Raw genomic sequence first — 12,443 nt, forward strand, 5'->3', positions numbered from 1 at the left:
GCCGGTTTGCCGGCGATCAGAACTCCACGCGCACGTCGCCCTTGGGCACGCTGCAGCAGGACAGGATGTAGCCTTCGGCTTCGTCTTCCTCGGTGATCCCGCCGTTGTGCTCCATCTCCACCTCGCCCCCCAGCTTGAGCACCTTGCAGGTGCCGCAGATGCCCATGCCGCAGGCCTTGGGAATCATCAGGCCAAGCTTGGCCGCCGCCGCGTGCACGGTTTCCCCGGGGGCCACGCGGATGCTCTTGCCCGAAGCGGTGAACTCCACCTGATGCAGATCCGCCAGGTCCGGCTCCGGCGCCTCGGCCGCCTGTTCGGCGTGTTCCACCGCATCGGCCCGGGCTTCGGCCGGGGTCGCGCCGAAGGATTCCTCGTGGTAGCGGGCCATGTCGAAACCGGCGGCTTCCAGCAGCCGCTTGACCGCGCTCATATAGGGCGTGGGGCCGCAGCAGAACACTTCCCGCTCCAGGAAATCCGGGGCCATCAACTCCAGCATCTTGTGGTTCAGGTAGCCGCGATAACCGGCCCAGGGCTCGCCCAGGCCGTGCTTTTCGCAGATCAGGTGCAGGCTGAAGTTGTCGATCCGCGAGGCCATGTGCTCCAGCTCGCGGTGGTAAATGATGTCCTTGGGGGAACGGGCGCTGTGGATGAACACCATGTCGACGTTGGCGTTGGTGTCGTAGAACCAGCGCGCCATGGACATCACCGGGGTAATGCCGACGCCGCCGCTGAGGTAGAGGATCTTCGGCGCCGGAAAGTCGATGGCGTTGAACAGCCCCACCGGCCCGTGCACCGCCAGTTCCTGGCCTTCGTGCAGGGTGTCGTGCAGCCAGTTGGAGACCTTGCCGCCGGGCACGCGCTTGATGGTCACCGAGAAGCTGTAGGGCACCGAGGGCGAGCTGGAGATGGTGTAGGAACGCATCACCGGCTGGCCCTCGATCTCCAGCTCCAGGGTGACGAACTGCCCCGGTTTGAAGAAGAACATGATCGGCTGGTCGGCCATGAAGCAGAAGGTCCGCACGTCCCAGGTTTCCTGGATGACTTTGACGCAACGGACGATGTGACGGCCATTGGCCCAGGTCTGGGTGGTTACCGGGTTGAGGAAGGTGTTGGACATGCTGTTCTCCACGGCCGACGGTCGGCGTCTTGTCAGCGATTCTGCGTAAGGCTTCTCGCGCCCATTTACCTATCTGCGACATTCACATGCTTATCGCGACCAGCCCCCAGCTGCCGGGGCTGGCGCGTCGGGAACAGATTGGGCCATGTCGCCCATGGATAAGGTTCTTGGCGCCTGCGGACCCACACTCGCCTCAACGACAACAGCCGTTTTTTTCGTGACTTGCGTAGCACCCACCGTAGCCACTAATTAATTCGCCGGCCGCACTGAACGGCCATGAGGACTTGAACGATGGACGTCACCGCAACCCTGAGCTTGGGCGATCCGCTGGAACCTGCACGCAAGGCCACTGCACAGATGCTGCAGGAACGTGAGCGGACCTTTTCCCTGCCGCAGCCGTTCTACTGCGATGAAAGGCTGTTCGATATCGACATGCAGGAGATCTTCCAGAAGGAATGGCTGATCGCCGGCATGACCTGCGAGATCCCTACCAAGGGCAACTACATCACCCTGCAGATCGGCAAGAACCCGATCATCGTCATCCGCGGCGCCGACGGCGTGGTCCACGCCTTCCACAACGTCTGCCGCCACCGCGGCTCACGGCTGTGCACCAGCGACAAGGGCAAGGTCGCCAAGCTGGTCTGCCACTACCACCAGTGGACCTACGAACTGGACGGCCGCCTGCTGTTCGCCGGCACCGAGATGGGCGCCGACTTCGACATGAAGCAATACGGCCTGAAACCGGTGAACGTGAAGACCGCCGGCGGCTACATCTTCATCTCCCTGGCCGAGAACCCGCCGGCCATCGACGACTTCCTGGCGACCCTGGCCCATTACATGGAGCCCTACGACATGGAGAACACCAAGGTGGCGGTGCAGACCACCTTGCACGAAAAGGCCAACTGGAAACTGGTGCTGGAGAACAACCGCGAGTGCTACCACTGCGGCGGCTCGCACCCCGAATTGCTGAAAACCCTGCTGGAATGGGACGACGTCACCGACCCGCGGGCCGACCAGGCGTTCAAGGACCACGTGGCCGCCTCCGCTGCCGCCTGGGAAGCCGAGAAGATCCCTTACGCCCACGCCAGCTTCGGCCTGCGCAACCGCATCGTGCGCATGCCGCTGCTCAAGGGCACCGTGTCCATGACCCTGGACGGCAAGCAGGGCTGCGCCAAACTCATGGGCCGGATCAAGAACCCGGACCTGGGCTCGATGCGCATCCTGCACCTGCCCCACTCGTGGAACCACTGCATGGGCGACCACATCATCGTGTTCACCGTGTGGCCCATCAGCGCCCAGGAAACCATCGTCACCACCAAGTGGATCGTGCACAAGGACGCCGTGGAAGGCGTGGACTACGACGTCGAGCGCATGCGCCAGGTGTGGGACGCCACCAACGCCCAGGACCGGCGCCTGGCGGAGGAGAACCAGCGCGGCATCAACTCCACCGCCTACCAGCCCGGCCCGTACTCCAAGACCTACGAGTTCGGCGTGGTCAACTTCGTCGACTGGTACAGCGAGCGCATGCTGAGCAACCTGGGGGCGGAACCGGCGCCTTACCTCAAGGGTGTTCCGGTCACCGGCTGACACTGCAAGCACGGCAGCGGGGGTTTGTGTATCCGCTGCCGCAAGCTGCGCGGGAGATTGCCCGGCAAGGTCCTGCGGACCTTTGTGCAAACTCGGTGGCGACTGCAACGGTCGGCTCACCGCGCCGGTTTCGCCAATGAAGGTCTCGCCGGTCTGTGCTCCATCCAGCTTCACCCTCACGTGACCGTGCATAGCCGCAGCGGCTAGTGCGGATCATCCACCAGGTCGGCGTGCTCTTCGCTGCCGGAGCCGGCGTAATACACATCACCCGGATGAATGGTGAGGGCGCAGCGGCGGGTGCGTCCAGGGCGAAACGACAGTCCATTGCCTGAGTTCCCGGGAACCGGATGTGGATAAGTCGCAACCATGTCCTTGTGGCATCAGTGACGACAGGCCACTTGCCAGTGTCAAGGCAGCCATTAGAACTGTATGAAATTTGATCTATTGCCGCACAAGCTATGGATTACAAGGGGTGCAGCCTTCGACGAACACCTTATCCACACCTTGGCCCACAGCAACTGTGGGCAAGTTCCTCTGGCTTGGGGATATTTCGCCGGGCAATGGCAATAAAATCCGTGACTTATGTAGAAAGTGCTGTTTCACAAGGTATTGATCATTTTTTGATCAAAGCCATCAAAGCCACGTATTCAGAGGGCTACAGAGGAAGGCGAACACCTTATCCACAGAACGGCCAACAGACTTTGGGGGCAACTCGGGTGCACTAGTCGGGCACTGTGGAAAACCGCCAAAAGCCGCGCATTATCAGGGGCACGCCAGGATATTCAGCGGAAAAACCAGCATTTGATCATTTTTTGAACAAAAGCTTGAAAGCCCCGATCTGCAAGGGATACAGCGCTAAGCGAACATCTTATCCACAGAAGCGCCAACAGACTTTGGGGGCAACTGCTGTGCAAAAGTCTGCCCGAGGGTTTTCCCATCATGGAAAAAACGCCATAAAAAACGCCCACTTAGCCTGATCAAAAATCGTACAGGCGGCGCCAGGGCCTGCTGCACAAGGGCTGGAGCGAGGCGCGAACACCTTATCCACAGGTCCGCACACAGGGATTGTGAGTAACCCCAGCCCCCTGTCGCGAAAGACGGCCGGGAATTGTGCAAAACCGCGCCGGCCTCTTCGCCGGCAAGCCGGCTCCTACAGGGCATGGGTGCATTTCCCCCGTAGGAGCCGGCTTGCCAGCGAACAGCGGTGCCAGGGGTTGTGCATAACCCTGAGGTCAGCGCACTACACCTTCTTCGATGAGCAATTTGAGAATGGCTTCGGCACCCGCCTCAGGGCTGACGCCCTTGAGTACCTGGCCGGTGCCTCCGCTGGCCTTGGCGGTAGCGGCTTTCATGCGGTCGGCGCCGCTCTTGGCCTTGATCACTTTCAGGCGCTTGGGCCGCGGCTTGGCCGGCTGCAGGCTGGAGCCTGTGAACAACTCGTCCTCCACCACCAGCACCTGGTCGGCTTCGAGCACACCCCGGCGCGCCGGGCCGTAGGCGCTCTGGCGCGGCTTGGGTGCGGCGTTATCCACAGTGGCGAGGAATGGCAGGCGCACCTTGAGCCGGCGTCGCTGGCCCCGGGGCAAGGCTTGCAGAACATGGGCCACGCCATCGCCCAGGGACTCGACCTGGGCCAGCCCCACCACCAGCGGCCAGCCGAGGTTTTCCGCCAGCAGGAATGGCAGCATCCCCGAGCCCTCGCCGGTTTCCGCCTGGCTGCCGGTGAGCACCACCTGGGCGCCGGCATGGCGCAGGTACTGGGTCAGGGCCGGCAGGGCGTCGGCCCCCGCCGGCTGCTCCAGCACATGCAGCTGTTCCAGGCCCATGCCCAGGTAGGCGCGCAGGGCCGGCTCGGCTACATCGCCGGCATGCAGCACCTGCAACTGCGCACCGGCCAGTTGCAGGCCCAGTTCCACTGCCCGGGCATCCTGTTCGGCACGCCGCGGGCGGCCGGAGGTGGGGTGGGCGCCAATCGAAATCAGGCTGATTACATTGCTGTGCATAACATCCCCTTAAGCCGCATCGCGCTTGGCGTCGTTGCGGTAGGCCGCTACCGCCGCGATCAAGGCCTTGAGAATCTCCGCGCTGTCGCCAATCACCGACAGGTCGGCACGCTTGATCATGTCGCAACCCGGGTCGAGGTTGATCGCCACCACCTTGTCGCAGGCACCAATGCCCTGCAGGTGCTGGATCGCTCCGGAAATCCCCACCGCCACATAGACCCGCGCGGTGACCCAGATACCACTGGCCCCCACTTGCCGGTCGCGGGCCATGAAGCCGTCGTCCACCGCCACCCGCGAAGCGCCTTCGGTGGCCCCCAGGGCGGCGGCGGTCTGGTGAAACAGCGGCCAGTCCTTGACCCCGTTGCCCCCGGAAAAGATGAATTCGGCCTCGGCCATGGGAATCGCCGCCGGGTCCACCGCCACCGCGCCCAGGTCTTCGATCCGCGCCAGGCTGCGGGCCACGCTTGTGGATAACTCCACCGGCAAGGCTTCGTGGCGGGTTTCGCTGACCGGCTCCGCGCATTCGGCGGCGGCCAGGATCAAGCGCGCCACCGGCCGCGCCAGGTCCTGCAGGCCGGCGCCGGCACGACCGATGCACTGCCCGTCCTTGACCTGCCAGACCCGGGTCGCCGGGCGTTCGCCCAGGGCAGCGGCAAGGCGCCGGCCCAGCTCGCCGCCGCCGGTGCGGCTGTCGGGTAGCAGCCAGTGGCGCGGGCTGAACTGGTTATCCACAGCCCGCAGGCCTTGCACCCGTTGCTCCGGTGCATAACCTTCGAACTCGCTGCCTTGCAGCACCAGCAGGCGGTCGACACCCGCGGTGGCGAAGGCCGATTCCTTGTGCTCGCCGAACACCACCGCCAGCACCGCGCCGTCCTGGCCCGCCAGTTGATGGGCCAGGCCCAGCAGATCGCGGTCGTGACTGCTCAGGCGGCCACCGACCATGTCCGGCACCACGCTGATGTAGAACGCCGGCTGCGCCACTTGATGCAGCGGCAACTGCACCTCGGCCGCCGCCGTGCGCTTGGCGCTGCCGCCCTGCTGGGCGCCACTGCGGTCGATGCGCTTGAGGCCGTTGGGGCCGATGAAACCGATGCCATGGGGATTCTTGCGGATCAGGCCATTGGGCCCCATCCAGCTGTGTTGCGCCGGCTGCATGGCCGCGTGCAGCGGGTGCAGGCGGTTACGGGCAATCCATTCGGCCCGAGGATCGCGGCGGATAATGTCGCTCATCAGTGCACCTCCGCAGGTTCAGGTTTCACCGACGCCGGCGCTTTGCTCGGGGCGGCGTCTTCGAGCAAGGCATCGGCCACCAGTTCGGCGATGTCCTTGATCATCGGCCGCGGCTCCACCACCCCTTCGAGCATCGCCGTGCACTGTGGACAACCCACGGCCACCAGCTCGGCGCCGGTTTCGCGGATGTCCTGCATGCGCATGTCGGGTATGCGTTGCTTGCCCGGAATGTCGGTGATCGGCGCGCCGCCGCCACCGCCGCAGCAACGGGAACGGAAGCCCGAGCGCTGCATTTCCTTGATCTCGATGCCCAGGGCCCGCAGTACGTCCCGAGGAGCTTCGTACTCGCCGTTGTAACGGCCCAGGTAGCACGGGTCGTGGTAGGTCACGCTATTGCCTTTGTGCTGGCCCAGATTGAGGGCACCGGCACCAATCAACTCGGCCAGGTAGGTGCTGTGGTGCTGCACCAGGTAGTTGCCATCGAAGGCGCCGTACTCGTTCTTCAGCACATGGAAACTGTGGGGGTCGCAGGTGACGATGCGCTTGAAGCGGTACTTGGCCAGGGTCTGGATGTTGCGCTTGGCCAGCAGCTGGAAAGTCGCTTCGTCGCCCAGGCGCCGGGCCACGTCACCGCTGTCGCGCTCTTCCAGGCCGAGCACGGCGAAGTCCACCTTGGCCGCCTTGAGCACTTTGACGAAGGCCCGCAGGGTGCGCTGGTTGCGCATGTCGAAGGCGCCGTCGCCGACCCAGAACAGCACGTCGGTGCTTTGTTTATCGCTGAGCAGGGACAGGTTCAGGTCCGCCGCCCAGTTCATCCGCCCGCCGGGGTTGAAGCCCCCGGGGTTGTCGGTGGCAATGAGGTTTTCCAGGACCTCGGCGCCCTTGTTCGGCGTGGCGCCCTTCTCCAGGGTCAGATGGCGACGCATGTCGACGATGGCATCGACGTGTTCGATCATCATCGGGCATTCCTCGACACAGGCCCGGCAGGTGGTGCAGGACCACAGGGTCTCGGCGTCCACCAGACCGTTGACGATGGGCTGGTGCGGGTTGCCGCCGTGTTCGCCGATGGCCTTGCCAGGGTACGGGCTGCCAGCGAACTGCGCGTCGGTACCGCCGGCCAGGCCGACCACCATGTCCTGGATCAGTTTCTTCGGGTTCAACGGCTGGCCGGCGGCGAAGGCCGGGCACGCCGCCTCGCACTTGCCGCACTGCACGCAGGCGTCGAAGCCCAGCAACTGGTTCCAGGTGAAGTCCTTGGGCTTTTCCACCCCCAAAGGCGCGTTCGGGTCTTCCAGGTCCAACGGCTTGAGGCCGGTGGAGCGTCCGCCACCAAAGCGCTCGGCGCGGCGGTGCCAGGCCAGGTGCAAGGCGCCAGCGAAGGCGTGCTTCATCGGCCCGCCCCAGGTCATGCCGAAGAACAGCTCGGACACGCCCCAGAGCACACCCAGCGCAAGCAGCGCCGCCAGCAGCCAGCCACCGAAGTTTTCCGGAAGGATCCCGGCCACCGGCAGGGTCGCCACGAAGAAGCTCACGGAGAATGCCAGCAGGCTTTTGGGCAGGCGCATCCACGGCCCTTTGGACAGCCGCGTCGGCGGGTTGCGCCGACGCTTGGCGACGAACAGCGCGCCGACGAACATCAGCGTGGTGGCCAGCAGCAAGGCATAACCCAGGATGCGGTTGTGCAGGCCGAAACCGTGCACCAGGATCGCCAGCACGGCGGCCAGGACAAAGCCCCCCGCCGTGGCCACGTGGGTGTTGGCCATGTATTTGTCCCGGGCCACCACGTGGTGCAGATCCACCATGTAGCGCTTGGGCATGGCCAGCAGGCCGCCAATCAGATCGACCTTGGAGGCTCGCCCCCGGCGCCACATGGCCACGCGTCGCAGCGCGCCAAGGACCGCAAGGCCGATGGCGGCGAACAACAGAATGGGAAGAAGGGTGTTCAACATGGTGGAGCTCCCAAAGACCTGGGGCCTTGTAGGAGCTGGCTTGCCAGCGATCAGGCAGCACGCGGTATCTCGCCAGTGCCGATCGCCGGCAAGCCGGCTCCTACAGGAAGTGGCTTAGAAATCCTTGCACAGGCGCAGTGCGTCGTAGATCGCGGCATGGGTGTTGCGCTGGGACACGCAGTCGCCGATGCGGAACAACAGGTAGCCCTCCCCCGTCTCGCTCAGGCACGGCTGCGGCTTGATCGCGAACAGCGCCTCGACGTCCATCTGGCCCTTGTTGCGCGAACCTTCCTTGAGCCCGTAGTAGAGCTCTTCGTCAGGACGCACGCCGTTTTCCACCACCACCTGATCCACCACCCGCTCTTCCCGGGCGCCGGTGTATTCGTTCTCCAGCACCGCCACCAGCTTGTCGCCCTCGCGGTAGACCTTCTCCAGGGTCAGGTCCCCGGTCATGATCACTTCCTTGGGATACAGGCTGCGGTAGTAGGTGGGGAACGAGGTGCCGCCCACGGCGATGCCCGGCTTGATGTCGTCGGTGACGATCTCCACTTGCGAGCCCTTGTCGGCAATGAAGTCGGTGACCGACATGCCGGTGAACTCGCAGATGGTGTCGTACACCAGCACGTTCTTGCCCGGCGCGACCTTGCCGTCGAGGATGTCCCAGCTGCTGACCACCAGCCCTTCGGCGGCGCCCCAGTGCTCGTTCTGCTCGATGAACGGATGGCCGCCCACCGCCAGCACCACCACGTCGGGGCGCAGGTCGAGGATGGTCGCGGTGTCCGCCGCGGTGCCCAGGCGCAGGTCGACTTTCAGCCGCGCCAGCTCCAGCTGATACCAACGGGTGATGCCGGCGATCTGGTCCCGTTGCGGCGCCTTGGAGGCCGTGGTGATCTGCCCGCCAATGGCTTCCTTCTTCTCGAACAGGGTCACGTCGTGGCCACGTTCGGCCGCCACGCGGGCGGCTTCCATACCGGCCGGGCCGGCACCGACCACCACCACCTTGCGCTTGATGCCGGTGGTTTTCTCGATGATGTGCGGCACGCCCATGTATTCACGGGAGGTGGCGGCGTTCTGGATGCACAGCACGTCCAGGCCCTGGTACTGGCGGTCGATGCAGTAGTTGGCGCCGACGCACTGCTTGATCTGGTCGATCTGGCCCATCTTGATCTTGGCGATCAGGTGCGGGTCGGCCATGTGCGCGCGGGTCATGCCCACCATGTCGACGTAACCGCCTTCGAGAATCCGTGTGGCCTGGTTCGGGTCCTTGATGTTCTGCGCGTGCAGCACCGGGACCTTGACCACTTCCTTGATGCCCGCCGCCAGGTGCAGGAACGGCTCCGGCGGGAAACTCATGTTGGGGATCACGTTGGCCAGGGTGTTGTGGGTGTCGCAGCCCGAACCCACCACGCCGATGAAGTCCAGCATGCCGGTGTCGTCGTAGTACTTGGCGATCTGCTTCATGTCCTCGTGGGACAGGCCGTCCGGGTGGAATTCGTCGCCGCACAGGCGCATGCCCACGCAGAAATCGTCGCCCACTTCAGCGCGTACCGCCTTGAGCACTTCCAGGCCGAAACGCATGCGTTTCTCGAAGGTGCCGCCCCATTCGTCGGTGCGCTTGTTGACCCGCGGGCTCCAGAACTGGTCGATCATGTGCTGGTGCACCGCCGACAGCTCGACACCGTCCAGGCCACCGGCCTTGGCCCGGCGCGCGGCCTGGGCGTAGTTGCCGATCACCCGCCAGATCTCCTCCGGCTCGATGGTCTTGCAGGTGGCACGGTGCACTGGCTCGCGCACCCCGGACGGCGACATCAGGGTCGGCCAGTTGAAACCGTCCCAGCGCGAGCGCCGGCCCATGTGGGTAATCTGGATCATGATCTTGGCGCCATGCTTGTGCATGGCGTCGGCCAGGTTCTGGAAATGCGGGATGATCCGGTCGGTGGACAGGTTCACCGAGCTCCACCACTCCTGGGGGCTGTCGATGGCCACCACCGAGGAACCACCACAGATCGCCAGGCCGATGCCGCCCTTGGCCTTTTCCTCGTAGTACTTCACATACCGTTCAGTCGTCATGCCGCCGTCGGTGGCGTAGACCTCGGCGTGCGCGGTGCTCAGCACACGGTTGCGGATGGTCAGTTTGCCGATCTGGATCGGCTGGAACATCGCTTCGAAAGCCATTTTTCTTAACTCCGCTTACAACGGTTTGACGACGAACAGGCCATCGTCGTGGCCTTCTTCGGAACCACCGTAAACCTGCTCTGCCACGGTGCGGATCTTGCTGCCACGGGCCGCCAGGATCTGGTCCATGGCACCGGCGAACCAGCCGGTGAACATGTAGTCCACCTTGCGCCCGACCTTGCCGTACACGTAGACGAACGCCGAGTGCTCGAGCTTGACGCTGGCGGTGCCTTTATCCAGGTCGATGTCCTGGATCTTGAACAGGCCCCAGCCGCGCTGGGACAGGCGCTTCATGTAGTGCTCGAACACCGCCACGCCTTCCAGGTCATGGCATTCGGCTTCTTTTTCGCACCAGTGCCAGGCGGACTTGTAGCCGGCCTTGTAGAGGATCTCGGCGTAGGCATCGGCGCCCAATACCTCCTCGATGCCCATGTGGTTGTTGACGAAGAAATGCCGTGGCACGTAGAGCATCGGCAGGGCGTCGGAGGTCCAGACACCGGTTTCGCTGTCGACTTCGATAGGCAATTGCGGGGCGATCTTGGCCATGTTTCAAAACTCCGGAATTCTGTGGATAAGTACGTCTGTAGCCGCTGCCGCAGGCTGCGAAAAGGCTCGAAGAGCCTTCCGAGGGCCGCAAGAGCGCGTCTCCTTCGGAGCCGATCGCAGCCTGCGGAAGCGGCTACAGGAATGTGCTGTGGGGGGTGGCCTTATTCGCCCCAGACGTCCTTCAGGACGCTGACCCAGTTCTCGCCCATGATCTTGCGCACCACGCGCTCGCTGTGGCCGCGCTTGAGTAGGGTCTCGGTGAGGTTGGGGAACTCGCCCACGGTGCGGATGCCCAGGGGGTTGATGATCTTGCCGAAGTTGGTCAGGCGCCGGGCGTAGCCCTTGTCGTGGGTCAGGTATTCGAAGAAGTCCTGGCCATGGCCCTGGGTGAAGTCGGTGCCGATGCCAATCGAATCTTCACCGACGATGTTCATGGTGTATTCGATGGCTTCGGCGTAGTCGTCGATGGTGGAGTCGATGCCCTTGGCCAGGAACGGCGCGAACATGGTCACGCCGACGAAACCGCCGTGGTCGGCGATGAATTTCAGTTCGGCATCGGACTTGTTGCGCGGGTGCTCCTTGAGGCCCGACGGCAGGCAGTGGGAGTAGCAGACCGGCTTCTTGGATTCGAGGATCACTTCCTCGCTGGTCTTGGAACCAACGTGGGACAGGTCGCACATGACCCCGACGCGGTTCATCTCAGCGACGATCTCGCGGCCGAACCCGGAGAGCCCGCCATCACGCTCGTAGCAGCCGGTGCCCACCAGGTTCTGGGTGTTGTAGCACATCTGCACGATGCCCACGCCCAACTGCTTGAACACCTCGACGTAGCCGATCTGGTCTTCGAAGGCATGGGCATTCTGGAAGCCGAAGAGGATGCCGGTCTTGCCCAGCTCCTTGGCCTTGCGAATGTCCGCGGTGGTGCGCACGGGCATCACCAGGTCGCTGTTTTCGCGGATCAGTTTCTGGCTGGAGGCAATGTTGTTGACCGTGGCCTGGAAACCTTCCCAAACCGACACGGTGCAGTTGGCTGCGGTCAGGCCGCCCTTGCGCATGTCCTCGAACAGCTCGCGGTTCCACTTGGCAATGATCAGCCCGTCGATAACGATGCTGTCGGCGTGTAGTTCGGCTGGGCTCATCAGGCTGTCCCCTTATTGGCGATTCATGCGCCGAATCGTCTGCCGGCGCTTTGGGGTCAGCATATGCTTGAGGGCCGGGGCGCCTGGGTGCAAAAACGACAGGGGAATTGCCGAAAGCGTCAAGCGCCGACAAAGGGCCGGACGGAGGGCATGGGTGGCCTCTGTTCTTTGCCCGGGGCTTGCGCCAGAATTCGCCGCTTCAACGAAAGCGTCACTGGATGAGGGCAGCGCTGCAATGAAACCGATCTTCCTGGCCTTGTTACTGATAACGACAGGCGTACAGGCGGCCGAAGAGGCCGACAACACGCCCTGCGACGGCGTGGAAAACAACGTGCAGACCCTGGAATGCGCGACCTACAACAGGACCACCGCCGAACAGTTGCTGGGCGACAACGTGCAGAGCCTGCTGGAACGCCTGGGCACCCTCTATGGCAGCGACAAAGGGCAACTGGCCGACATCAGCGCCAAGGTCAAAAATGCCCAGCAACTGTGGCAGAAGCAGCGCGACGCCGACTGCGCGATGGAGTCCTTTCCGGCCAAGCCCGGCACCAAGGCCTACACCATCGCCACTAATGACTGCCTGGCGCGCATGAGCGACGAACGCTCGGAGTTCATCGAATCCATCGCCCAGGAATGACCCGCCACCGCTAGGAGCGGGCCGGCCCGCGAAAAGCGCTCTGCCGAACCGGTTGTGGTG

Annotated in this window: 9 protein-coding genes; 2 read left to right on the forward strand and 7 right to left on the reverse strand. The window is 63.9% G+C overall.

Annotated elements, in window-relative coordinates:
- Positions 1 to 16 precede the first annotated feature (16 nt).
- Positions 17 to 1,117, reverse strand: coding sequence for a glycine-betaine demethylase subunit GbcB (gbcB, locus tag ABCR88_RS30375; RefSeq protein WP_011063909.1), 1,101 nt, complete (start codon positions 1,115 to 1,117; stop codon positions 17 to 19).
- A gap of 291 nt (positions 1,118 to 1,408) precedes the next feature.
- Between gbcB and gbcA the strand changes: the two genes are divergently transcribed.
- Entirely contained in the window at positions 1,409 to 2,704 is a 1,296-nt protein-coding gene (gene gbcA / locus ABCR88_RS30380; RefSeq protein ID WP_011063910.1) for a glycine-betaine demethylase subunit GbcA, read from the forward strand.
- A gap of 1,232 nt (positions 2,705 to 3,936) precedes the next feature.
- Here gbcA and ABCR88_RS30385 read toward each other — a convergent pair.
- From ABCR88_RS30385 to ABCR88_RS30410, 6 genes are all read right to left on the reverse strand, one after another.
- A complete protein-coding gene (locus ABCR88_RS30385; RefSeq protein ID WP_041120166.1) occupies positions 3,937 to 4,707 on the reverse strand; it encodes an electron transfer flavoprotein subunit beta in 771 nt (256 codons plus the stop codon).
- Positions 4,708 to 4,716: 9 nt separating this feature from the next.
- Entirely contained in the window at positions 4,717 to 5,937 is a 1,221-nt protein-coding gene (locus ABCR88_RS30390; RefSeq protein WP_041120168.1) for an electron transfer flavoprotein subunit alpha/FixB family protein, read from the reverse strand.
- Positions 5,937 to 7,886 (reverse strand): dimethylglycine demethylation protein DgcB, encoded by a 1,950-nt coding sequence (gene dgcB, locus ABCR88_RS30395; RefSeq protein WP_350023318.1) that lies wholly within the window; start codon positions 7,884 to 7,886, stop codon positions 5,937 to 5,939. Before dgcB ends, ABCR88_RS30390 begins: the two co-directional genes overlap by 1 nt.
- A gap of 114 nt (positions 7,887 to 8,000) precedes the next feature.
- Positions 8,001 to 10,061 carry a dimethylglycine demethylation protein DgcA gene (dgcA, locus tag ABCR88_RS30400; RefSeq protein WP_015637308.1) on the reverse strand — a complete coding sequence of 687 codons (2,061 nt, stop codon included), beginning with the start codon at positions 10,059 to 10,061 and terminating at the stop codon, positions 8,001 to 8,003.
- 15 nt (positions 10,062 to 10,076) lie between these two features.
- Positions 10,077 to 10,607, reverse strand: a complete 531-nt coding sequence (locus ABCR88_RS30405) for a 4-vinyl reductase (protein WP_232643786.1) — start codon at positions 10,605 to 10,607, stop codon at positions 10,077 to 10,079.
- 161 nt (positions 10,608 to 10,768) lie between these two features.
- Entirely contained in the window at positions 10,769 to 11,746 is a 978-nt protein-coding gene (locus ABCR88_RS30410) for a dipeptidase (RefSeq protein WP_011063917.1), read from the reverse strand.
- A 235-nt stretch (positions 11,747 to 11,981) separates the two neighbouring features.
- On the opposite strand from ABCR88_RS30410, the gene ABCR88_RS30415 reads away from it, so the two are divergent.
- On the forward strand, positions 11,982 to 12,383 hold the full coding sequence (locus ABCR88_RS30415; RefSeq protein WP_015637309.1) for a lysozyme inhibitor LprI family protein: 402 nt from the start codon (positions 11,982 to 11,984) through the stop codon (positions 12,381 to 12,383).
- Positions 12,384 to 12,443: the final 60 nt, after the last annotated feature.

This window comes from Pseudomonas sp. W17, assembly GCF_040268305.1.
Classification (GTDB): domain Bacteria; phylum Pseudomonadota; class Gammaproteobacteria; order Pseudomonadales; family Pseudomonadaceae; genus Aquipseudomonas; species Aquipseudomonas protegens.